At 66.9% G+C, this 21,856-nt stretch carries 21 protein-coding genes; 2 read left to right on the top strand and 19 right to left on the bottom strand.

What is annotated here, in order from left to right:
- Positions 1-3: 3 nt before the first annotated feature.
- Both ACOOFO_RS03495 and ACOOFO_RS03490 read right to left on the bottom strand, forming a co-directional pair.
- Complete coding sequence (locus ACOOFO_RS03495; protein WP_420428274.1) at positions 4-915, bottom strand: acyltransferase; 912 nt, start codon at positions 913-915, stop codon at positions 4-6.
- A gap of 60 nt (positions 916-975) precedes the next feature.
- Complete coding sequence (locus ACOOFO_RS03490) at positions 976-1,428, bottom strand: hypothetical protein (RefSeq protein ID WP_420428273.1); 453 nt, start codon at positions 1,426-1,428, stop codon at positions 976-978.
- A gap of 205 nt (positions 1,429-1,633) precedes the next feature.
- Between ACOOFO_RS03490 and xth the strand changes: the two genes are divergently transcribed.
- On the top strand, positions 1,634-2,398 hold the full coding sequence (gene xth, locus ACOOFO_RS03485; protein ID WP_420428272.1) for an exodeoxyribonuclease III: 765 nt from the start codon (positions 1,634-1,636) through the stop codon (positions 2,396-2,398).
- Positions 2,399-2,482: 84 nt separating this feature from the next.
- Here the strand turns inward: xth and ggt are convergent, their stop codons facing one another.
- The 16 genes from ggt to ACOOFO_RS03405 all read right to left on the bottom strand — a co-directional run bounded on the left by ggt (position 2,483) and on the right by ACOOFO_RS03405 (position 18,302).
- The gene (gene ggt, locus ACOOFO_RS03480) at positions 2,483-4,186 is read right to left on the bottom strand and encodes a gamma-glutamyltransferase (protein WP_420428271.1); all 1,704 of its coding nucleotides are present in this window, start codon (positions 4,184-4,186) and stop codon (positions 2,483-2,485) included.
- 63 nt (positions 4,187-4,249) lie between these two features.
- The gene (locus ACOOFO_RS03475; protein WP_420428270.1) at positions 4,250-4,507 is read right to left on the bottom strand and encodes a YfhL family 4Fe-4S dicluster ferredoxin; all 258 of its coding nucleotides are present in this window, start codon (positions 4,505-4,507) and stop codon (positions 4,250-4,252) included.
- 4 nt (positions 4,508-4,511) lie between these two features.
- The gene (gene coaD, locus ACOOFO_RS03470; protein ID WP_420428269.1) at positions 4,512-5,009 is read right to left on the bottom strand and encodes a pantetheine-phosphate adenylyltransferase; all 498 of its coding nucleotides are present in this window, start codon (positions 5,007-5,009) and stop codon (positions 4,512-4,514) included.
- Positions 4,997-5,605 (bottom strand): 16S rRNA (guanine(966)-N(2))-methyltransferase RsmD, encoded by a 609-nt coding sequence (gene rsmD / locus ACOOFO_RS03465; protein WP_420428268.1) that lies wholly within the window; start codon positions 5,603-5,605, stop codon positions 4,997-4,999. Before rsmD ends, coaD begins: the two co-directional genes overlap by 13 nt.
- A gap of 3 nt (positions 5,606-5,608) precedes the next feature.
- Complete coding sequence (tldD, locus tag ACOOFO_RS03460; RefSeq protein ID WP_420428267.1) at positions 5,609-7,057, bottom strand: metalloprotease TldD; 1,449 nt, start codon at positions 7,055-7,057, stop codon at positions 5,609-5,611.
- Between the two features lie 52 nt (positions 7,058-7,109).
- Positions 7,110-7,934, bottom strand: a complete 825-nt coding sequence (locus ACOOFO_RS03455) for a carbon-nitrogen hydrolase family protein (RefSeq protein ID WP_420428266.1) — start codon at positions 7,932-7,934, stop codon at positions 7,110-7,112.
- Positions 7,931-11,782, bottom strand: coding sequence for a YhdP family protein (locus tag ACOOFO_RS03450; RefSeq protein WP_420428265.1), 3,852 nt, complete (start codon positions 11,780-11,782; stop codon positions 7,931-7,933). Before ACOOFO_RS03450 ends, ACOOFO_RS03455 begins: the two co-directional genes overlap by 4 nt.
- Positions 11,779-13,239 (bottom strand): ribonuclease G, encoded by a 1,461-nt coding sequence (gene rng / locus ACOOFO_RS03445; protein ID WP_420428264.1) that lies wholly within the window; start codon positions 13,237-13,239, stop codon positions 11,779-11,781. The genes ACOOFO_RS03450 and rng overlap by 4 nt, the downstream gene beginning before the upstream one ends.
- Positions 13,236-13,847 (bottom strand): Maf family protein, encoded by a 612-nt coding sequence (locus ACOOFO_RS03440; RefSeq protein ID WP_420428263.1) that lies wholly within the window; start codon positions 13,845-13,847, stop codon positions 13,236-13,238. The genes rng and ACOOFO_RS03440 overlap by 4 nt, the downstream gene beginning before the upstream one ends.
- Positions 13,848-13,895: 48 nt before the next feature.
- A complete protein-coding gene (gene msrA, locus ACOOFO_RS03435) occupies positions 13,896-14,498 on the bottom strand; it encodes a peptide-methionine (S)-S-oxide reductase MsrA (protein WP_420429629.1) in 603 nt (200 codons plus the stop codon).
- 35 nt (positions 14,499-14,533) lie between these two features.
- The gene (msrB, locus tag ACOOFO_RS03430; protein ID WP_420428262.1) at positions 14,534-15,043 is read right to left on the bottom strand and encodes a peptide-methionine (R)-S-oxide reductase MsrB; all 510 of its coding nucleotides are present in this window, start codon (positions 15,041-15,043) and stop codon (positions 14,534-14,536) included.
- A 66-nt stretch (positions 15,044-15,109) separates the two neighbouring features.
- Positions 15,110-15,478, bottom strand: a complete 369-nt coding sequence (locus ACOOFO_RS03425) for a DUF423 domain-containing protein (RefSeq protein WP_420428261.1) — start codon at positions 15,476-15,478, stop codon at positions 15,110-15,112.
- Positions 15,478-15,858 (bottom strand): DUF4345 domain-containing protein, encoded by a 381-nt coding sequence (locus ACOOFO_RS03420; protein WP_420428260.1) that lies wholly within the window; start codon positions 15,856-15,858, stop codon positions 15,478-15,480. The genes ACOOFO_RS03425 and ACOOFO_RS03420 overlap by 1 nt, the downstream gene beginning before the upstream one ends.
- Positions 15,855-17,231 (bottom strand): saccharopine dehydrogenase family protein, encoded by a 1,377-nt coding sequence (locus tag ACOOFO_RS03415; RefSeq protein WP_420428259.1) that lies wholly within the window; start codon positions 17,229-17,231, stop codon positions 15,855-15,857. Before ACOOFO_RS03415 ends, ACOOFO_RS03420 begins: the two co-directional genes overlap by 4 nt.
- Positions 17,232-17,284: 53 nt before the next feature.
- Positions 17,285-17,686 (bottom strand): DUF1499 domain-containing protein, encoded by a 402-nt coding sequence (locus ACOOFO_RS03410; RefSeq protein ID WP_420428258.1) that lies wholly within the window; start codon positions 17,684-17,686, stop codon positions 17,285-17,287.
- 52 nt (positions 17,687-17,738) lie between these two features.
- The gene (locus ACOOFO_RS03405; protein WP_420428257.1) at positions 17,739-18,302 is read right to left on the bottom strand and encodes a DUF2845 domain-containing protein; all 564 of its coding nucleotides are present in this window, start codon (positions 18,300-18,302) and stop codon (positions 17,739-17,741) included.
- 92 nt (positions 18,303-18,394) lie between these two features.
- Between ACOOFO_RS03405 and ACOOFO_RS03400 the strand changes: the two genes are divergently transcribed.
- A complete protein-coding gene (locus ACOOFO_RS03400; protein WP_420428256.1) occupies positions 18,395-20,527 on the top strand; it encodes a protein-disulfide reductase DsbD family protein in 2,133 nt (710 codons plus the stop codon).
- On the opposite strand, the gene ACOOFO_RS03395 is transcribed toward ACOOFO_RS03400, so the two are convergent.
- Positions 20,524-21,831: an adenylate/guanylate cyclase domain-containing protein gene (locus ACOOFO_RS03395; protein WP_420428255.1), complete on the bottom strand. Its 1,308-nt coding sequence runs from the start codon at positions 21,829-21,831 to the stop codon at positions 20,524-20,526. The two genes, ACOOFO_RS03400 and ACOOFO_RS03395, sit on opposite strands and share 4 nt — an antisense overlap.
- Between the last annotated feature and the right edge of the window lie 25 nt (positions 21,832-21,856).

Raw genomic sequence — 21,856 nt, 5'->3', positions numbered from 1 at the left:
CGCTTAGGCAGCGCGCTCGGCCTCTGGGTTTGCCAGAAGACGGTCGATGAGCTGGTCCTTGTCGGCCCAGATCTCACTCACCCAGGCGTGCACGCGTTGCCGGAAGGCGGCGTCGCCCGCGTAGTCGCCGTGATAGAAGTCCTTGGGTACCGGGATTTCGCGCACCCGCACGATGACCTTGCGCATCTTGCCGCCGAAAAAGGCCATGAATCCACAGGCGCCGTCGGGATAGACGATGGTGACATCGAGGATGGACGAGAGCTTCTCGCCCATGGCCTGCAGCGCGAAGATCAGGCCACCCGCCTTCGGGCGCAGCAGATGGCGATAGGAGGACGCCTGCCGACTGTGCTTCTCGGCGGTGAAGCGCGTGCCTTCCAGAAAGTTGAGAATCATGACCGGCTGGCCCTGGTAGCGGTCGCAGGCGCGCCGGGTCGCCTCGAAATCCTGGCTGGCGAGGGCAGGGTTGGCCTTGATGGCCTCGCGCGAGTGCCGCTTCATGAAGGGGTAGTCGAGTGCCCACCAGACCGGCCCCAATACCGGCACCCAGATGAGCTGCTGCTTGAGAAAGAACTTGAAGAAGGGCGCATTGCGGCCGAAGGCCTTCATCAGCACGTAGATGTCATTCCAGGTCTGATGATTGGAGGTCACCAGGTACTGCCCTTTCAGGTCGAGGCGCGAGACGCCCTCAATGTCCCACTCGGTTCCCAGCAGATGATCCCCGAGCCAGACGTTGCTGGCGGCCCAGCCCTGCGCGAAGTTCGCCATCGTGCGCGTCGACCACCGACTCCAGCTGCCCCAGGTCAGGAGCTTGACCAGAATCATGGTGTAGACCGGGATCGCCCACAGCAGCAGGTTGAGCACAAACAGCAGAAACATGATGGCCGCGCTCAGGGGACTCGGCAGAAATCGCAGCATGAGTGGGTTCGACTCCTTGTTGAAGTAATGGCCGGACAGGCCAGATTGACGGCAGTGGCCTCAGGGTTGACTAGCGGCGATGCGCTGGCCGCCGGCGTCATAGACGGCAACGGTATGGCTGGCGTCAATGCCCGGCGGCAGCGCCACCACCACACAGGGTGCCGTCGCCGCGTCACCCTGGAAAAGGCTCGCTTCCAGGCGCACGCGCTTGCCAATACGCTCCGCCTGACTGCGCACGGCAATGCCGCTGCCAAGACTCGATGCGGTCCCCAGTTCGATCACGACATAGGGTCGACCGGGACGGACATCGCGTACCAGACGGTCGCGCTGGCGTGATGCCGCCCAGGCGCGGGCGGCTTCGCCGCTCTCGAAGAGCTGGACCCGCGCACCCTCCTGGGGCGAGGCGCAATCGCGCAGCGCACCCACCTGGCGCACCTGCATCGCTTGCGGCTCGGGGTCTGACCAGAGCACCGGCACGCCGGAACATGCACTGAGCATAATGGGCAGTGCCAAGGCTGCCGATACGCGATGGCTGAATCCTTTGATGTTCCCTCTCCCGTCATCCAAGCACTTCATGATGCCAAAAGCCGCCGCCCGACTCCTAGCAGGTCGCGGCAATGGCGCCCCGTCAACCGATCGTTCAGCCGGATGAGGGCATCGATGTCGTGAACCGCCACAATGCGCGCCGCCGTTCTCAAACCCGCGTCATCTTTCGCCCATGCACATCGCCACCTGGAATCTGAACTCGCTTCGCGTACGGCTGCCGCACGTACTTGAATGGCTGGAAGGCCAGAGCGACACCGTCGTCGGCCTGCAGGAACTGAAGCTGGCGGACGAGGACTTTCCTTTCGAGGCACTGCGTGAGGCCGGCTGGTACGCCGTCTGCAACGGCCAGAAGACTTACAACGGTGTGGCGATTCTGGCGCGCAGCGAGCCCACGGCCCTGCAGCGTGACATGCCGGAGGTCGAGGATCCGCAGAAGCGGGTCATTGCCGCGACGGTCGACGGCATTCGCATCATCTGCGCCTATGTGCCCAATGGGCAGTCAGTCGATTCACAGAAATACCACTACAAGATCGAGTGGCTACAGCAGTTCCGCGACTTCGTCGCCGCCGAGGCGCGCGCCCACCCGGAAGTGGCGGTGGTCGGGGATTTCAATATCGCGCCCACGCCGGAAGACACCCATGACCCCGAGTCCTGGGAAGGCCGCATCCTGTGTTCCGGCCCGGAGCGCGCCGGTTTCGAGGCCCTGCTCGAACTCGGACTGACCGACAGCTTCACCAAGGTCCCCACGCCGGAGCAGCGCTACACCTGGTGGGACTACCGCGCCGCCGGCTTTCGCCGCAATCTTGGCCTGCGCATTGACCACGTCCTGCTCAGCCAGCCGCTGGCCGAGCGCGTGACCGGATGGGAGGTCGACCTCGCGCCGCGCCGGCTGGAGCGGCCTTCCGATCACGCGCCGGTGATTGCGCGCCTCGACTAGGGCCTGTGAACACGCAGTCAGTCGTGGCGAATCCGAAGGACGCGGCCCGTATGCGCGCCGTGATCGACCGAATGTGAAAAGGCCCTAGTCCTTGCGTGTCGCGCGCACGTTGGCGCTGCCGATGCCGCGCGGGTCGGAGGCGGCCTCTACGGTGTCGTAGCGGATATTCCAGTGAATCGCCTGCATATCGCCATAGCGCCGCGACGAGCTGTGCAATTCGTGGCCGCGCGCCTGCAGCGCCGCCTGCTGCGCTTCGGTGAGCGCCGCCGCTTCGAAATAGACCGCATCCGGCAGGAACTGGTGGTGAAAGCGCGGGGCCGTGACGGCCTGCTGCGCATTCAGCCCGTTCATGTGCGCCAGTGAGGACAGCAGCACCATCGTGATGATGCGGCTGCCACCCGGCGTGCCGGTAATGAAGACGCCGCGCGGCCCTTCCACGAAGGTGGGGCTCATGCTCGACAGCGGTCGCTTGTGCGGCTGGACCGCATTGGCCTCGGTGTGCACCAGCCCGTAGGCATTGGGCACCAGTGGCGCGGTCGCGAAATCGTCCATCTCATTGTTGAACAGCACGCCGGTGCCCGGTGCCATGTAACCGGAGCCGAACCAGGTATTGATCGACAGCGTCGCGGACACGCGGTTGCCGTCGCGGTCGAGGACCGAGAAATGCGTGGTGTTCTCGCCGCGCGCCCGCGCCGCCTGCAGCGAAGGCACTTCGAGATCGTCGCTGTCCAACGCCTTGGGACCGATGCGTGCGGCCAATTCCTGGGCATAGGCGTCGCTGGTCAGCCGCTCCACCGGTACGTCGACGAAGTCTGGATCACCCAGATAGATGGCACGGTCGCGGTAGGCCAGACGCATGGCCTCGATTAACTCGTGACGGGCCGCGATATCCCCCGCCGGCGGCCAGTCTCGCGCTTCGAGGATATTGAAGACCTGCGACAGCGTGACGCCGCCGGCGGACGGCAACGACGCCGTGGTGATCTCGTAGCCGCGGTACTGGATCTTGGTCGGCTCGCGTTCCTTGATGCGGTAACCCGCAAGGTCCTCAAGCGACCAGATGCCACCATCGCGATAGGCGCCCTGCTGCAGCTTCTTGGCCACCGGCCCTTCATAGAAGCCGGCGCGCCCCTTGCGCGCAATCTGCTCCAGCGTCTGCGCCAGATCTTCCTGCTTGAGCTGATCCCCCACCGAGGGCAGCGTGCCCCCCGGCAGGAACACGGCCTCGGCGGCCGGTGAGAAGCGATGCGCGGAGGCGGTGATGCGGCCGGCAAGCTTCTCATTGACCGGGAAACCCTCGCGTGCTGCCCGAATCGCCGGTGCCAGATTCTGCTCGATGCTGCGCACACCGAAGGATTTGGTGATGTGGTCGAGCGCGGCCGGAATGCCGGGAATGCCCGCCGCCAGTGGCCCGTCGCGCGACAGATCCTCCACCGGCTTGCCATCCGCATCCAGATACATGTCACCGGTGGCGGCCCCCGGCGCGGTCTCGCGGGCGTCGATCATCACGTCCAGGTCCGCGCCATTGCGATGCAGCAGGAAGAAGCCGCCGCCGCCAATGCCGGAGCCGTAGGGCTCCACCACCGCCAGGGTCGCCGCCACGGCGACCGCGGCGTCAAAGGCGTTGCCGCCGGCGGCGAGTACGTCCAGTCCGGCCTGGGTGGCAATCGGGTGGGCCGTGGCCACGGCTTCCGCAGGCGGGCGGTAGACCTCCACCGTGCGGGCCAGAACGGTCTGCGTGCTCAGGCAAAGGACAAGGGCAAAGGTGGCGCGCGCAATCACGGCTCGCATGAAGACTCCAGGAGATACATGGTGCGTTGGACTGGGGATCGCCGATACGGACATCGACGAGGGCTAGTTGCTGCTGTCCTGCGTGAGACGCCGGTACTTTGCCATGAGCTGGTCCTGCGTCTCCGGATGGTCCGGGTCAAGCGGGATGCAATCCACCGGGCAGAGCTGCTGACACTGCGGCTCATCGAAATGACCGACGCACTCGGTGCACAGCGCCGGGTCGATTTCATAGATTTCCTCGCCCTGATAGATCGCGCCGTTCGGGCACACGGGCTCGCAGACATCGCAATTGATGCAGGCGTCGGTGATCTTCAGTGCCATAGGTTCAGCTTTGCCGGCCGAAACGGGCGAGCAGCTCCGGCAGGACCGGCTTGGGAACGAATTTCTCCACCGGCGCGCCGAGGCCGGTCAGCTCGCGCACCAGCGACGAGGACAGATGCGCGTATTCCGGAGACGGCGCCAGCATGACGGTATCGAGTTGCGGGAAGAGATCGCGATTCATGATCGCCATTTGCTTCTCGTAGTCGACATCCGTGACCGTGCGCACGCCGCGCACCAGCACACTGACATTGTTCTCGCGGGCAAAGTCCACGATCAGACCATCGAAGGGCTTCACCGACACGTTGTGTAGACCCGCTTCCTCGACCGTGGCCTCGATCAGCGCCACGCGCTCGTCGATGGAAAAACGTGGATTCTTCGACGGGTTCAGGCCCACGGCCACGATCAGACGCTCGAACATGACCGCGGCGCGCGCGATGATGTCGGTGTGACCGAAAGTCACCGGATCGAATGTCCCGCTATAGGCTGCCGTCACTCCGGGCATGCCGTTCCTCCTTCCACGTCGGGATGGGTGCCGTCCGAAAAGCTTGCGAGGCCGTAGCTTACCGCAGCCGCCCTGGATGTCCGGTGCCACTGCAGCGCGACGCCGAAATCCGGCGTCTGCGCGCGCGGCCACTCGATGTAGAGGCGATGGTCCGCTGCAATGCAGCCGGCCAGCGGCGGCAACAGCCGCGACCACAGGTCGGCCGCATAGGGCGGGTCGACAAAGGCGATATCGAAGTGCTTCTGCCCAGATGCACCTTGTAGCCACTGCAGTGCATCCTGCTGCACGACGCGCGCACCCGCGCCGGCCTGCAGCAGGTCGAGGGCGGCCTGGATGGCCGCGATCTGGGCGCGCCCTGCGTCCACGAAGACCGCCTCGGCGGCGCCGCGCGACAGGGCTTCCAAGCCCATCGCGCCGCTGCCGGCGCAGAGATCGAGCACGCGCGCGCCGCGAATGCGCGGCGCCAGCCAGTCGAAGGTGGTCTGGCGCACACGGTCGGGCGTCGGGCGCACGGTGCTGTCGGCGAAACGGACGCGCCGCGAGCGCCAGGTACCGCCGATGATGCGCAGTTCGCCGCGCGGACGCCGCTGGGCCACGCCTTAGTCCGTCTGCGTACCACCGACAGTCAGGCCGCCGATGCGCAGCGTGGGCTGCCCCACCCCCACCGGCACGCCCTGGCCTTCCTTGCCGCAGACGCCGATGCCAGGATCCAGCATCAGATCATTGCCGAGCATGTCGACCTGGGACAGCGCATCCGGTCCATTGCCGATGAGGGTCGCGCCCTTGACCGGACGGGTCACCTTGCCGTTCTCGATGAGATAGGCCTCGGAGGTCGAGAACACGAAATTGCCGGAGGTGATGTCGACCTGTCCGCCGTTGAAGTTGACCGCATAGAGACCACGATCGACGGACGCGATAATCTCTTGCGGATCATGCGGCCCGGGCATGAGATAGGTGTTGGTCATGCGCGGCATGGGCAGATGCGCATAGGACTCCCGGCGCCCATTGCCGGTGGACTCCGCGCCCATCAGACGCGCGTTGATGGTGTCCTGCATGTAGCCGCGCAGCACGCCGTTCTCGATCAGGACGTTGCGTGCCGACGGTGTGCCTTCGTCATCCACGGTGAGCGAGCCACGCCGATGCGGAATGCAGCCCTCATCCACCACCGTGCACAGATCGGAGGCCACCTTCTGCCCCACCTTGCCGCTGTACACCGAACTGCCCTTGCGGTTGAAGTCGCCCTCCAGCCCATGACCCACGGCCTCGTGCAGCAGGATGCCGGGCCAGCCGGCACCGAGCACCACCGGCATGGTGCCAGCCGGTGCCGCATCGGCCTCCAGCAGCACACAGGCGATACGTACGGCTTCGCGGGCATAGGCCTCCGGCTTGTCGCCGTCCAGGAAGAAGGCGTAGCCGCTGCGGCCGCCGCCGCCGGCCGAGGCCTGCTCCCGCCGTCCCTGGTGCTCGACCGTGACATTGACATTGAGGCGCACCATCGGCCGGACATCGCTGGCGACCAGGCCGTCGCTGCGCGCGATCAGGACGGTCTTGCGGGCCCCGGTCAACGAGACCTGGACCTGCGCCACGCGCGGGTCGGCGGCACGTGCAGCCGCGTCGGCGCGCCGCAGCAGTTCCAGCTTGTCCTCGGTGGGCAGACTCTCGAGCGGGCTGTCGGCAGTGTAGATGGGGCGGACGCGGCGCGGCGCCAGAGCCGCCACGCGCCCGGCCTGGCCGTGATCGACGATGGCGCGCGCCTGGCCGGCGGCATTCATCAGCATGGGCGCGGTGATCTCGTCGCTGTAGGCGAGCCCTGCCTTCTCGCCGGCAATGGCGCGCACACCAACCCCGCGCTCGCTGCCATGGGTGCCGCGACGCACGATGCCGTCCTCGAACAGCCAGCTCTCGCTCTGGCCTTCCGAGAAATAGAGATCGGCGGCGTCCACCCCCGGCTTCATCAGTGCGCCCAGCGCACGCTCGATATCGACCATGCCAAGGCTGGCCGGTTCGAGAAGGCGGGATTCGGCGAATTGCAGGGGCTCTTGCATCATCAACTCTGTCGTGAGGCCGCCGGGTAGACAAGGCAGGCGGCAGAAGGTGCCATCAAGTGTAAATGCGACGATGCGCCAGTACCGGGAAACGTCGACGCTGCTCGGCCTGGGCGCCGAGGTCGAGTTCGGCAATGGCGAGTCCGGGCTGTTCCTCGCAGGCGGCCAGCCAGCGGCCCCAGGGGTCGATGATGGCGCTGTGGCCCCAGGTGCTGCGGCCGTCAGCGTGCGTACCGCACTGATTCGGCGCCAGCACGAAGCACTGATTCTCGATGGCGCGGGCGGTCAGCAGCGGCGCCCAGTGGGCCTGTCCAGTGGCATGGGTGAAGGCTGAGGGCACCGTCAGCCAGCAGGCCCCCTCCTGCGCGTGGCGGCGATACAGCTCGGGGAAGCGCAGGTCGTAGCACACCGACAAGCCGCCGCGCGCCGCTGCCGGGCCGTCGCTGACTACTGCGACGGGGGCGCCCGGCGCGATGGTTGCCGATTCGCGGTAGCTGCCTTCCGGCAGCGTGACGTCAAAGAGGTGCGCCTTGTCGTAGCGCGCGCGCACCCGGCCCTCCGCGTCGTAGACGATGGAGGCCGCGATGATGCGCTGCGGCTCGGCCGGCGCGCGCAGCGCAATGGTGCCAGCCACGATCCACAGGCGGTGATGCTGCGCCAACTGGGCGCAGCACCGCTGAATCGGCCCTTCGCCGGGGGCTTCGGCGATGGCCAGCTTGTCGCGTGCATGAGCGCCCATGAAGGCGAAATTTTCCGGCAGTACGAGCAGTCGCACGCCAGCGGCGGCGGCTTCCGCTGCCGCGCCGCGCACCGTCGCCAGGTTGGCGTCGACATCCGCGGCGCTGTTCATCTGCAGCACGGCAGCGGTCAGGCGGCTCATGGGCGGTTGTCCTCTTCGTTCGCAGTGGCAATGGCTTCGGGGACAATCTGGGGATCATCCCAGGGTCCGACAAGGCGGTAACTGATCCGCGTGACCTCGTCGATCGGTGTCTCGAAGACTTCGCGCGCCAGCAGCGCCAGACCGACGCCGAGCGGCCCGCCCAGCACCGCGCCGCCAATGGTCATGCCCCCCGAGATGTCGGGATAGATGCGGATACGCTGGTCGTAGTCCTGCGCGGCCAGCCCGATGCGGCCGTCGACTTCGACGCGCAGCGACGGGCCATCAACGATGAGGTCATCGGTGACGGCATTGCCGCCGCCCAGAGCGAAGCTGCCGGACAGCGTATCGAAGGCGAGCCCCGTGGCCGTGACATCACGGAAGTCGAGCCCGAAACGGCGCGGCAGGGCGAAGAAATTGAACAGGCCGAGGACTCGCCCGGCGCCGGGCTCAACGGCAGCGATGCTGCCGTTGGCGGCCCGCACGCGCAGCGTGCCCTCGGCCTTGGCGAGGCGCGCCATGCCATCCAACCGGTCCCATTGCAGTTCGGCATCGGCCCGAAACTGCTCGGCGCGCAGCGTGCGCGCATAGCCCAGCGCGGTGAGCAAAGGGTCAATGGCGCGCGTCTGCACTTCGGCGTCGAGGCGCATGCCGCGTGCCATTTCCCCCGACGCCGCTGCTTCGGCACCGTACCAATGCCCAGTGGCGCTCACGTTCAACCCGCCTTCGCTGAGGCGCAGCTTGGTCAGCGCCACGCCCTCCGGGCGCGGTTCCAGACGCAGGTCGAGGGCGCCAAGCTGAAAATCCTCGAACAGGATGTCGCCCACCAGCAGATCGAGCCCTGGCAGCCGCTCAGGACGCCAGACCGGAGCGGCCGCGGATGCAGCGACCTGAGGTTCTGCCGCCGAAGCGTCGGATGGCGTGGCGGCACGCGTGTCGATGCTGGCACGCGCCAGCTTGAGTCGTTCCATGCGCGCCTCGATCTGACCGCGGCCGCTGTCCTGGAAGAGCAAGGTTCCGCGGCTGCTGCCGTCCACATTCAGACGCCGCCGGTTGTCGTCCATTCCCAAGCGGAAGGCCAGATCGGGCAGGACGAAGGGGCCGACGCCCAGACGCGACACGGTCAGTCGCACCGAGGCCAATCCCCCGTCCTGTGCCTCCTGGGCAGATTCCTGCGCCTGCGCGGATGGCGTGCGCATAGCCTGGACCGGCGCAAACCATTCGAGCAGCGCCAGCTGCTGGGCATGACCGCTCAGATGCAGGCCCGGCGCATCGGCGGGCGGCGCACTACCCGGTCCTAGATGAACGCGGATCTGCTGTGGGTCGCGAGCAACGGTGAGTTTGCCCGGCCAGCGCAAAACCAGGGATTCCACCGCTCCCTGGGCGAGCTGCGCATCGATGCGAATGGCCTCACGGGCCTTTTCCGGCTGCATGGCCAGCGGCGGAGGCAATCGGGACCGCAGTGCCTCGCTACCGAGGCGCAGGCTGAGGGCATTCTGCCCATCGATGGCACGCAGGTTCAGGCGCACATCCAGGGGCAGTACACCCTCCAGATAAGGCTGCAACCAATCCGGCAGGAAGCGGGCCAGACCGTTGGGATCGCCGATATCGACCTGCGTCTGCGCCGACAGGCGCTGAATGCCTTCGTCGGTGTCCAGGCCGACGCGGACGGTACGACCATGCAGGCGCGCCTGCATGGCGTCGGCCGCGACGGCATGGTTGGCGAAGAACAGCGTGCCGCGGATGTCGCGCACGGTGGCATCGATGGCGTCGACGAAGAGATGGGCGCCGTCCAATGTCACCTCGCCGCGCGCGACTGCCGAATCGGGTTCGCGCAACGGAATGCTGAGATCAAGCTTCAGCCGCGCGCGCCCTTCCGGTTGGGTTTCTTCGAGCAGGCCGCGCAGATTGCCCGCGAGCGGCGTCGCGCGCAGCAGGGCATACCAGGCCGGGAGGCTGGCTTCGTGGGTGACGGCGGCCGTCAGTTCACCATCCCGGAAGCGCTCGATGGCGACCTGTGCGTCCCGCACGCGCATGCCTTCGATGCTGGCACGCTGGGCGTCGATGCGAAGCCCATCGCGCGCGATGGCAATCTCCGCCTGAATGTCCGACAGCACCGGCCAACGCCGCTGAAAGCGCATGCGCGCCGCCTCGACGCTCAGATTGATCGCGAATCGGGTGTCATCCGCCTTCCAGAAACCGTCTGCCAGCTGCGCCTCGAACTGCAGCCGTCCGGAGCGCACCGTACCGGCTTCGATGGCGCGCGCCAGGTAATCACGCAGAGCGGGCCGCCAGACCTGTGGCATGAAGGGCTTGGCGTCATTGACATCCTCTGCCGCCAGTCCGATATCCAGCACGAGTTCGGGAGACGCCCCCGCAGGCAGGCGCAGGCGCCCTCCGCCGTCGGCCTGCAGACTGCCCATTTGCAGGCGGAGGTCATCCAATGCGACCTGCCAGCCCGTGGCCTCATCCATCAGCGGCTGCCAATGCACGCTGCCGCTCGCCTGATCGAAGCGCAGCGGGGTGTAGAGGTGCTCGGGCAAGCGGATGGTCAGCGCGCCCGGGTCAACATCCAGGCGGCCACCATCGGCGTCCGCCTGCAGCTGCCCTTGAAGCCCTTCGAGGGCGTAGCCATCGCCCACGGCACCCAGGCCATGCACCTGTGCGCTGGCACTGGACAGTGCCCAGGAAGCAGCCTCGGCAGCACGCTCCAGCCGAAGACGAAAGCCGGACAGTTCACCGCTGAGACGCGGCGCGCTGCCTTGCGTCCATGCCCGCAGCCACGGCGAGATCAGGCGCCCCTGCAGCCGCTGCGCACTGACATTGAGACGTTGCCCGGCGTCGCTGAGGGCCACTTGCAGCTGCGCGGCCTGCTGCTGGCCGTTGCTTTCGATGGAAGGCACGCTCAGTTCGAGACCTTCGGCATGCACGCGCAGGTTGCCGTCCAGGCGCACATCGTCGAGCGGCTGGCCATGCGCCACTCGCAGATGGCGGCTGCGCCCCTGCATGTCGATCAGCCAGGGACCATCGCTCCGGCGGCCCTGACGTTGCACGTCCAGCCGCAACTGGGCGCCCACGAGCTCGGGCAAGCCCCGCAGGTCGGGCAGCACGCCACCGACCGAGGCGGCAAAGTCGTGGCTACCGGAGAAGGTGAGCTGCCAACTGTGCCGCCATTGCGCCGGCGCCTGCGCTGTGCCTCGCACGAAACCGTCCACCGTCAGGCGCCCGCTTCGGGCGCCGTCCAGCGCTTCTGCATGGACCCGCCAGCCACCGCGTTCGGTGCCCAACGTGGCCTGCTGCACGAAGACCGGCACGGCCTGGCTGCTGTCGAAGGCACGCAGCTGCACCTGGATCGCTTCGAGCTCAATCTGCTCGAAGCGAGCGATGAAGCGCAGAACGGTGTCCAGCTCGGGACGCACGCGCCGCTCGCGCAGACCGATGCGCCAGTGTCCGTCGGCATCCTCATTGATGCGGATGGACAGCCCCCGCACCTTCAGATTGCGCGGCACGATCTCGCCGCGCAGCAAGGGCATCCAGTCGACACCCAGTCGCATGCCGCCGATACGCAGCGGCGCAGTCCCGGACTCGACCATCAGCAGGCGGGCGTCGTGCAACTCCAGAGTGGGTTCCAAGCCCTCCCAGACCAGGCGCACGCTGCCAATGCGCGCCGGCGCACGCGTGGCTTCCGCAAGCAGTTTCTCGAGTGCGGGACGTTCGCTGGCCACCCAGGCGCTGGCACCAAAGTGCAGGGCCATCGAGGCGCCGGCACCAAACAGAATGGCGAGCAGCGCCGCCGTTCCGGTGTGTCCCCGCTGCCAGCGCCTTGGGCTCCAGCTACTGCGCTGCGTCATATGGGAACGACGTCGAAGCTTTCCTGCAGATACTGGGGCTCGGGCTGCAGGCGTACCGGCCGGGAGAGCTGTTCCTCCAGCTCCGCCAGCCCCACCGAAAGATCATCGCGCAGGCGTTCGATGACCGGCACCGCCGCCAGCACCAGAAAGGCCTGCGCCTCGAACTGGCGGGCCGAGCGCTGTACTTCCCGGAAGATCTCGTAGCACACCGTTTCCACGGTCTTGAGGTAACCGCGTCCTTCGCATGCGGGGCAGGGCTCACACAGGATGTGCCCCAGCGATTCGCGTGTGCGCTTGCGCGTCATCTCCACCAACCCCAGCGGCGACAGCGGGCAGACCACGCTGCGTGCCGGGTCGCGCGCCAGGCAGCGTTCGAGCAGGCGCGTGATCTGCTCGCGATGCTGCGGGTCGTGCATGTCGATGAAGTCGATGATGATGATGCCGCCCAGATTGCGCAGCCGTAGCTGGCGTGCAATTGCCTGCGCGGCTTCCAGATTGGTCTTGAGCGCGGTTTCCTCGAGGTTGCGGTGTCCAGTGTAGGCGCCGGTATTGACGTCGACCGTGGTCATCGCCTCGGTCTGGTCGATGACCAGGTGGCCACCGGATTTCAACGGCACACGGCGATCCAGGGCGCGATTGAGGTCGTCCTCGACGCCGAACAGGTCGAAGATGGGGGCGGCGCCGTCGTAGTGTTCGATGATGTCGACCGCATCCGGGATGAAGGTGCGCGCGAAGGTGCGCAGTCGCCCCCACTCCTCGGCACTGTCGACCCGCACTCTATCGACATCCACCCCGAGCAGATCACGCAGGATGCGCATCGACAGCGGCAGATCGCCATGCACCAGGCTACGCGACGGTGCCTCGTTGCCGGCGGCCTGAATGGACGTCCACAGGCGCTGCAGAAAGCGCAGATCGTTGCGCAGGGCCTCTTCCGTGGCGCCCTCGCCCGCGGTGCGCACGATCACGCCGAGATCTGGCGTCATCTCCGCCACCAGCGCGGTGACCACCTTGCGCAGACGCTCGCGCTCGGCGTCATCCTCGATCCGGGCCGAGACGCCGACATGCTGATCGTAGGGCAGCAGCACCAGATAGCGCGAAGGAATGGACGGCAGCGTCGTCAGGCGCGCGCCCTTGCTGCCCAGTGGATCCTTGAGCACCTGGACGAGAACGCGCTGCCCCTCGTGCAGCAGGCTGGAGATCAGCGGCAGGGCGCCATCGGCTGCTTCGTTGAGGCGCACCATGTCGGAGGCGTGCAGGAAGCCTGTGCGCTCCAGACCGATGTCCACGAAGGCGGCCTGCATGCCGGGCAGCACGCGCTGCACCTGGCCCACGTAGAGATTCCCGACCAGGCCATGGCGCAGCGCGCGCTGAACGTAGGCCTCCTGCACGACCCCGCTCTCCACCAGCGCGACGCGGGTTTCCTGCGGCGCGATGTTGACCAGGATCTCCGTGCTCACGCCGCAGCCACCGGCTGTGGCGTGACGCCGAAGCGGCGCAGCAGCTCCACCGTCTCGACCATCGGCAGCCCGATGACACCACTGATGCTGCCGTCAATGCGGCGTACCCAGCGCGCAGCGAAGCCCTGGATGGCGTATCCACCCGCCTTGTCGGCAGGTTCACCGCTGGCCCAATAGGCCTCGGCTTCCGCCGGCGCAATTTCGCCCATGTCGACCTGGGTCGTGGTCTGAATCACTTCCATCACCGTTTCATGCATCACTGCCACGGCACTGTGCACATGGTGGCTGCGTCCCGAGAGCGAGCGCAGCATGTCGAGGCCGTGTGCGCGGTCGCGCGGCTTGCCGAGGATGACGCCGTCGAGGGTGACATCGGTATCCGCTGCCAGCACCGTCATTCCAGGCCGCGCCAATGTGCGGGCCTTGGTCTCGGCCATGCGGCGCGCGAAGTCGGCGCCGGATTCCTGTGGCTGCGGCGTCTCGTCGATATCCGCGGCCGCCGTCTCGAAGGCGAAGCCGAGCTCTGCCAGCATGGCGCGACGGCGCGGCGACTGGGAGGCAAGCAACAGGGCGGGAGCGGCAGTGGACAACGCAGGCGGCCAGTGATCCAAGGGGCCTGCATTGTCACACCGCCGGGTCGGCCTGTCAGGTCTGCCCCATCAGCCGGCGTCTGCGGGCAGCTTGCCGGCTTCGTCACCCCACAGCTTCTTGAGACGCGCGTCCCGGCCACAGTTGAAGCGGTAGGCCTGATAGCGCAGCGGATTCTTGTCGGCGTAATCCTGGTGATAATCCTCGGCCGGGTAGAAGGTGGTGGCCTTCTCGACCTCGGTATGGACCGTGTCGAAGCGTTGCTGCATCGTCTCCAGGCTGTCGCGGGCAATGCGTTCCTGGGCGTCATTAAGGTAGTAGATGCCGCTGCGATACTGGCTGCCGCGGTCGCAGAACTGCCGATTGGCCACGGTGGGGTCGATATTGCGCCAATGAAATGCCACTAGGGCGCGGTAGCTGATCACGTCCGGGTCGTAGTGCACGCGCACAGCTTCGGTGTGCCCGGTATTGCCGCGACTGACCTCCTTGTAGCTCGGTGAGGCGACCTCGCCCCCCATGTACCCGGAGACCGCTTCAGCCACACCGTCCAGCTTTTCGAAATCGGCCTCGGTGCACCAGAAGCAGCCGCCCGCAAAATAGGCCGTCTCCAATTCGGCCTTGGCCGAGGGCACAAGGGCCTTGTCGTCCGCCTGCGCGCAGGCGGTGCCGAGCATCGTCACCAGCACCAGCCCCAGGACGCTACGCGGGCTCAACTGGAGGCCCCTTCAGGCAGTCGCGCCTCCGGCAGCGCCTCTTCCTCGGGCACGAAGCGCAGCGCCAGGCCGTTGTTGCAGTAGCGCAGGCCGGTGGGCTCCGGCCCGTCTTCGAAGACGTGGCCCTGATGGCCACCGCAGCGGGCGCAGTGATACTCCGTGCGCGGCAGGATCAGCTTGAAGTCGCGCTTCGTGTCGACAGCGTCGGGCAGCGTATCGAAGAAGCTGGGCCAACCGGTACCGCTGTCGTACTTCTGCGTGTGCTTGAACAGCGGCAGATAGCAGGCCGCGCAGACGAAGGTGCCCGCGCGCTTTTCATGGTTCAGTGGCGAGGTGCCTGCGCGCTCGGTGCCTTCCTCGAACAGGATGTGGTAGGCGTCCGCTTCCAGCACCTGCTTCCAGTAGTCCTTATGGGATGGCTTGTTCGCTCCGAGTCGCATGGAGATCGCTCCTAGTGGGATGGTGGACGCGACCGCGAGGCCGCCAAGAAGTGTGCGTCGTTGCATCGGCTGCTCCTGTTCGATACGACCCCCGCAGCGCATAGACCGGTGACCGCAGGCAGGGTTCCCGGATCAGAGCCGCGCCACGTGCACGATGAGGCACAGCCAACCGACCATCAGAGCGAGTCCGCCGATGGGCGTGACCGCGCCCCAGGCGCGGACACCCGACAGCGCCAGGATGTAGAGGCTGCCGGAGAAGACGGCCACGCCGAAGGCAAAGCCGATACCGGAGGCACTGAGCCAGGGGCCCGGTGCCTGGCGCGCCAACAGGCCCACCGCCAGCAGGGCTGCCACGTGATAGAACTGGTATTCCACCGCAGTGCGGAACACGGCCATCAGCTCCTCGCTCAGCCTGCCGCGCAGTGCATGCGCACCGAAGGCGCCAGCGGCTACGCCAAGTAACCCGAAGGCAGCGCCCAGACCCAGCCACAGCCCTGCCATCAGCTGCTGCTCCGCAGGAACAAGAGCGCCAGGCCGGCGCCAACCCATTCAATGGCGATGAAGATCAGCGCGAAGGTCGGCGGCATGCCATCCAGAAAGACCGAGAGCGTGCGTCCGATGGCCAGCCCTCCGAGGAAGACCAGTTGCACGGCAAGGGCATTGCGCCGCCAGGCGTGATGCAGCGCGCCCAGCGTGGTCAACACGCCGATACCGATATGCATGCCGCCGTAGTTGGCGCGGATTTCCCCGATCCAGCCGGGTGTCTGGTAATCCAGGCCATAGGGTGCAAGGTGCCCGAGCGGGTTGAGCAAGCCGTTGAGGCCCAGCGCGATGAAGCCGAGCCCCATGACAATCAAGAAAGCGCGCGAAGCCGTGATCATTTGGATTCCACCAGCGAGAATCGAATACCGATGGCATCCAGCCGCTGACGCAACGCGTCACCCATGGCGATGGCCGGCGTCGTCTGCCCGGCAACGTCGGGCAGATCGTCAAAGGCCATGCACAACACCGATTCTCCCAGCATGCGCGCGGTCTCGCCGTATCCTGGATCGCCTCCGGTGACATCGACGATGACCGAACGGCCGCCCCCTTCACCGAAGAAGCGCACGCGGAACCAGCCACGTCGGCGCTGCTCGTCGCTGGGGCCCTGGCCGGCGGGCTTGCGCCCCATCAGCCAGCGCCGTGCCGGCGGCAGCTGCGCCGCGGCCATCAGTGTGCTGACCCCGGCAAGCAGCTTGGCGACGTTGTACCACTCGCGAATCTGCACGTAGTGGCCGTAACGGAAGGTGGGGCCATAGACGGGAAGGGCGCGCGCCGAACGCATGACGATCTGCGGATCGACGCTGGGAAAGGGCAGCACCCAGGTATCCAGACGCTTGTCGAAGCGGGGTCGCATGACCTCGCCGCGCACGCTGCGTGCGGTCGTCACGGTTTCACGCCGCGCGCGCTCGCGATGCGCGGCGGCCGTCGCACGCAGTCGGGAAAAGGCCAGCAGTGCCGAATGGAAGGTACCCCCGGAAAAGGTACCTCCGGCACGCACGTAGCCTTCGATGCGCTTGGGCGCCTCGGCCGGCAACTGCTGGGCAGTGAACAGGGCACCGAGATCGTGCGGAATGCTGTCGAAGCCGCAGCAGTGCACGATCTTGGCGCCGCTCTGCTGGGCGGTCTTGTGGTGGCGCAGCCACATGGTATCGACGAACTCCGGCTCCCCGGTGAGGTCGAGGTAGTGCGTGCCTTCCGCCGCACAGGCCGCCACGACCGGCTCCCCGTGCAGCACGTAGGGCCCGACGGTGGTGGCCAGCACGCGGGTATCGCGCGCCAGCTGGCGCAAAGCCGCACTGTCCTTGATATCGACTGCCACGCAATCCACCGCCTCAGCCGTGGGGTTCACCCGCTCCAGGTGCGCACGCACGTCCTCCAGCTTGCGCATATCGCGTCCGGCGATGGCCCAGCGCGCCCCCTGCGGAGCGCGCTCGGCGAGATACTCCGCAGTGAGCCCACCGGTGTAGCCCGTCGCTCCGAGCAGCACGAAGTCATAGCGGCGGCGGCCGGTTGCGCGGGATGAGGCGGCAGCGCCTTTGCGGGCGGCTCGGCCACCGCTCGTCTTCTTGGCAGTCTTCTTCTTGGCCGCTGCCTTGGAGGCAGTGCGCTTCTTGGCCGCCGCACGCGCGCGGCCCGCGGCCTTCTTGCTCGCCTTGGTGGTCGCAGCCGCGGGCTGCGCCGGAGCGGATTCAGAGGGGTCGTTGTCCTGCATGGATATCGGTGTTGTTGAGGTTTCGAGGCCTGCAGTCTAGTCGCATCGCCCCACTACTGGCTGCTACCGCCCTGGGCACCGATGGGCGCTTCCACATCCACCGCGAGGGCTTCGCGCAGACGCTCCACGCGTTCCCTGTTGACGTCGAAGTCGTAGTAGCCGATGCGGCTCGAAGAGCGCACCTCGACCTTGCCCGGCTCGTTGCAGAACCAGAGCTCGACGTCGTCGGTGTACCCCATGACGGCGCTGGTGTAGGTGGCGTGCACATAGCAGGCGCTATTGGTGACGATCTCGGTTCGCGGCTGAGCGGTGATATGCGCTACCAACGTCTCTCGCGCCGCTGCCGCGCTGCCCGCGTAACGTAGTGGCTTCACCTTGCGTTCCGCGTCCGCGGCCTGTGACGAGACACAGCGTGGCGGGCCGGAACAATCGCCGAGTTCGCCGTGCTGCTGCATGAGGCGGCCACTGCCGGCGCTGCAGCCGGCGAGAACCAGAACAGCGAGCAGACTAAGTGCCGGGCCCGTGCGTGCGAATGAAAGTGACGATGGCGTTATCAAGCGTGATCTCCCGCGTGTGGGCCCGAGGGCCGAATGGATAGTGCCAGCGTTCCCGGTATACGAGTCGTTGTCCAGTGCGCGCTGGCGCCTTGATCGAATCGGGAGGCGGTGGTGCGGCAATATGACCGATCACTGTCCGCGTCTGGGGTGCACCACACGCCACCAGCAGACGGTAGGCCGACCACCCCGGCATGGGCTCTCCCGGTCGGCAGTTGCTGCGCCCCCCACCAGCCCCGAAGCCGTAGCCATCGCTGTCGATACGCACGAGCCGCTGTGCGCGGAAGCGCAGCACCCGCAGCAGGCGCGAGGCGCCGCGATCATAGAACCAGACCGCGCCCGGCATCGCCGGGGGCTCGCCCTGCCACGCTTCGACATGATCCGGCGGGCCACAAAGATTGCGCACCTGGGATGCGCTATCGCCTTCTTCGACAATGCCGCCGCTGCAGCGCAGGGTGGCAGTCGCCGGCGTGCTGACGACCAGGAGACAGAGGGCACTCAGGCACACTATGGACATCCGCCGGATGCCCCGTCGGAACTTGTCAAGCACCCTTGCGGTCGTTAGCCCCACGCCCGTGTCCATCACGGACCCGCCTCCAGATACCGTCTATGCGTTCAGTCTACCGCCTGATTCTGGCTCTGGCCTGCCTTCTCGTCGTGCCATTGGCGGCTGCGGAACCGGTGCGGACGCATCATGCGGAGGCCGATCTCCACGCCTACCGCAGCCATGCCGTGCCGGGCGAATCCCTCCCGCTTGCACTGCGGCTGCTGCCCGAGCCGGGATGGCATACCTACTGGCGCAACCCGGGCGACTCGGGATTGCCCACCACGCTGGACTGGGAGGCGCCGGAAGGCATCCGCTTCAGCGCGATCCGCTGGCCGCGGCCGGAAACCTACCGGCTCGCCAATATCGTCAACTATGGCTACGGCCAGGAAACCCTGCATATCGTGGATATGGAGGTCCCGGCCGACTGGCCCGTGGGCACGCCGATTCAACTGTCCGCCACGGCGAATTGGCTGATCTGCAGCGATATCTGCGTGCCCGAGTCCGCCACGCTGTCACTGACCGTGCCGACGGCCAGCGCGGCAGCATCTGTCGACGGCATCTGGTCGGACGCCTTCGACGCGGCCTTCGAGGCCATTCCGGTGGCGGCCGACTGGCCGAGCCGGGTCGAACACCGCGACGGTCGCGTCCATCTTCAGGTGCAACTGCCCGACGCGGTCACGGATGGGCGCTTCACGATCTTTCCGATCGAACGCGAGGTGGTCCACCACTCACGCGCACAGCGCATCGTCCGCATGGGCAATACGCTGTGGCTGGAGCAGCCCGAGCATCCCTTCTTCGAGCAACTGCCGCCTCAGTCGCAATGGGTCATCGTCGGAAATGGAGGCACGACCGACGGCAAGGCCTGGCGCATCACCGCCGAACAGGGCGCCGTGCCGGAGGCGCCGGAAACCGCGGTATCTGCCGCGTCGGGCAACTACAACGCCCCTTCTGCAGAGAATCCCGAAACAACGCCCGCAGCCGCTTCGACAGCGGGCCAGCAGCTATTGCTCGTACTGGCGGCCGCCTTCCTCGGCGGGCTCATCCTCAACCTCATGCCTTGTGTCTTCCCGGTCCTCGCCATCAAGGCGCTCGGGGTGATGCATGCCGCCGGCGAGACGCGTCGCCATCAGCGTGCCCATGGCCTTGTCTACACCGCGGGCGTGGTGGTCAGCTGTCTGGCGGCAGCCGGCCTGCTGCTGGCGCTGCGCGCCACCGGCGAAGCCCTTGGCTGGGGCTTTCAGCTGCAGTCTCCGGTCTTCGTGGGCGCACTTGCCTACCTGTTCTTTGCCTTCGGCCTGTCCCTGTCTGGCGTATTCACGGTCGGTACACGCATCATGGGGATCGGGCAATCGCTCACCGAGCGTCAGGGGCTCGGCGGCTCCTTCGCCACGGGCGTGCTGGCCGTGGTCGTCGCCAGTCCGTGCACGGCCCCGTTCATGGGCAGCGCCCTCGGCTACGCCGTCACGCAACCTCCGCTGGTCGCACTGGCCATCTTTGCCGCCCTCGGTCTGGGTCTGGCCAGCCCCTTCCTGATCATCGGCTTCGTTCCACAGTTGGCGCAGCGACTGCCGCGCCCGGGACCGTGGATGGAGCACTTCAAGCAGGCCATGGCCTTCCCGCTCTATCTGTCGGTGGTCTGGCTGCTCTGGGTACTCGCCCGACAGGCTGGCACCGAGGCATTGCTGCTGGTCATGATCGGCATGGTGCTGGTGGCCTTCGCTGCCTGGCTATGGCACCGGCAGCACCTCGTGCCACGCCTGCTGCGCATCGTCGCACTACTCATCGCCGTGGCCCTGCTGGCGGCTCCCAACATGCGCAGCGCTCCGGACGCCGTGGCGACCGATGATTCGGAGCAGACATGGTCACCCGAGCGGGTGTCCGAACTGCGCGCGCAGGGTCAGACGGTCTTCGTCAACTTCACCGCGGACTGGTGCATCACCTGCCTGGCCAACGAGCGCACAACGCTGGCCTCGCAGGCGGTGCGCGCGGCGCTGGCACGTGAGGAGGTGCACTATCTGAAAGCGGACTGGACGCGCAGCGACCCCCGCATCACGCGGGCCCTGGCCGAATTCGGACGCAATGGCGTCCCGCTGTACGTGGTGTACCGCCCTGGCAGCGCACCGGAAGTGCTGCCGCAGTTGCTGACCGTGGACCGCGTGCTGAAGGCGCTCGATGCGTCAGACAGCGAGACCTAGCGCAGCCGCAGCGGCTGGATCGCTTCCGGCAGCCCCTTGAGCGACAAGGGCGTATTGACGTGCTCGTAGTGCCGATCACCCTCACGCGCCACCCCATCAACCATATCCGGCGCAATCAGCGCCTCGCCGTCAGCGGCCTGCGCGCAGAGGCGGGCCGCCAGATTGACTGCCGTACCGACCGCCGTGTACTCGCGCCGCGCACCTTCCCCGATGACGCCGACGGTGACGGTACCGCTGGCCGCGCCTACACCAACGCCCAGGTCGAGCCCGCGCGCCCGCCACTCTGCGCTGAGCGCATCGCCCAGTGAACGAAGCGCGCGCGCCATGTCGATGGCATGGCGCCGGTGCTCCGGATCGGCAACCGGCGCACCCACCAGGATGAGCACGCCGTCTCCCGCCTGATCCTTGATCGTGCCGCCGTAGCGCGCGGCGACCTGCCCGACCGCGGCGTAGTACCGCCGCAGGACGGCGAGCACCGTTTCGGAATCGGTTTCCGCGGTCACGCTGGTGAATCCACGCAGATCGATGCAGACGGCGCTGATCTCCATCTTGGCGGCGGCCGTAGCGCCCTGCAGGCCGTGTCGACGCACCAGATCTGCAACCTGGGGCGACAGGAACTGGGCCATGAATTCGCCGCGTCTACCCTGCTCGACGTGGTAGCGCATGGCGCCGATCAGAAAGACGATCGCGCCCAGCAAGAGGGAGATCGGCGCCCATTGCGGAGAGAGTGCAAAGCTCGCGCCCAACAGGGGGATGGCCAGCAGCATGGCGAACACGCGCAACTGCTCCAGGGCATCTGGCCGCCGGTTCAACAGCAGCAGCAGGGACAGTGTGCCGGTGCTGCTGGTGACGATGACCGGTGTCGCAAAAGCCCAGAACCAGAGATTGTGCGCCGAGCCCTCCTGCGCCAGGGCGTTCAGGAAATGGGCATCGCGGGCCGCCGGCGCCAGCATGCCGAGCAGACCGTAGACCACCGCCGCGGCCTGCCCGAGACGGACCAGCACATCGCCGGTGCGGGTCCGCAGTTCGGCCGAAGGCAGAGTGGCGCGCACGCAGAAGATCCATTGCAGCAAGGCGATCATGGCCACGCTGTCCACTGCCACAAAACTGCGGAAGAGCCACATCGGCACCGCCACCCGCTGGGGCAGAACCGTATGGAGCAACAAGGTCAGCCCGATGGACGCAAAGGCCAGTGCGAGGGCGCGACTGCTTGGCGTTCTGCGATCGGCGATGAAGAAGGCAATGCCCATACCGGAACACACCAGTGCCACCAACAAATACGCCTGGAGATTGCCCTCGACCACCGCCGTCCTCCCGATTTGCGGTCAC

It is taken from the genome of Algiphilus sp., from assembly GCF_965216485.1.
Lineage (GTDB): Bacteria > Pseudomonadota > Gammaproteobacteria > Nevskiales > Nevskiaceae > Algiphilus.
The sequence above is the reverse complement of the archived record's forward strand: the minus strand, read 5'-3'. Positions and strand labels throughout refer to the sequence as shown.

Bases quoted from the DNA above. Each gene is read 5' to 3' on its own strand.
- ACOOFO_RS03410 (WP_420428258.1), bottom strand. From the start codon at position 17,686: ATGCAGCAGCACGGCGAACTCGGCGATTGTTCCGGCCCGCCACGCTGT.
- ggt (WP_420428271.1), bottom strand. From the start codon at position 4,186: ATGCGAGCCGTGATTGCGCGCGCCACCTTTGCCCTTGTCCTTTGCCTG.
- ACOOFO_RS03455 (WP_420428266.1), bottom strand. From the start codon at position 7,934: ATGAGCCGCCTGACCGCTGCCGTGCTGCAGATGAACAGCGCCGCGGAT.
- msrB (WP_420428262.1), bottom strand. From the start codon at position 15,043: ATGCAACGACGCACACTTCTTGGCGGCCTCGCGGTCGCGTCCACCATC.
- msrA (WP_420429629.1), bottom strand. From the start codon at position 14,498: ATGCTCGGCACCGCCTGCGCGCAGGCGGACGACAAGGCCCTTGTGCCC.
- tldD (WP_420428267.1), bottom strand. From the start codon at position 7,057: ATGATGCAAGAGCCCCTGCAATTCGCCGAATCCCGCCTTCTCGAACCG.
- ACOOFO_RS03415 (WP_420428259.1), bottom strand. From the start codon at position 17,231: ATGCAGGACAACGACCCCTCTGAATCCGCTCCGGCGCAGCCCGCGGCT.
- coaD (WP_420428269.1), bottom strand. From the start codon at position 5,009: ATGCCCGGAGTGACGGCAGCCTATAGCGGGACATTCGATCCGGTGACT.
- ACOOFO_RS03425 (WP_420428261.1), bottom strand. From the start codon at position 15,478: ATGGCAGGGCTGTGGCTGGGTCTGGGCGCTGCCTTCGGGTTACTTGGC.
- ACOOFO_RS03450 (WP_420428265.1), bottom strand. From the start codon at position 11,782: ATGACGCAGCGCAGTAGCTGGAGCCCAAGGCGCTGGCAGCGGGGACAC.
- ACOOFO_RS03420 (WP_420428260.1), bottom strand. From the start codon at position 15,858: ATGATCACGGCTTCGCGCGCTTTCTTGATTGTCATGGGGCTCGGCTTC.
- ACOOFO_RS03400 (WP_420428256.1), top strand. From the start codon at position 18,395: ATGCGTTCAGTCTACCGCCTGATTCTGGCTCTGGCCTGCCTTCTCGTC.
- ACOOFO_RS03495 (WP_420428274.1), bottom strand. From the start codon at position 915: ATGCTGCGATTTCTGCCGAGTCCCCTGAGCGCGGCCATCATGTTTCTG.
- ACOOFO_RS03475 (WP_420428270.1), bottom strand. From the start codon at position 4,507: ATGGCACTGAAGATCACCGACGCCTGCATCAATTGCGATGTCTGCGAG.
- xth (WP_420428272.1), top strand. From the start codon at position 1,634: ATGCACATCGCCACCTGGAATCTGAACTCGCTTCGCGTACGGCTGCCG.
- ACOOFO_RS03405 (WP_420428257.1), bottom strand. From the start codon at position 18,302: ATGTCCATAGTGTGCCTGAGTGCCCTCTGTCTCCTGGTCGTCAGCACG.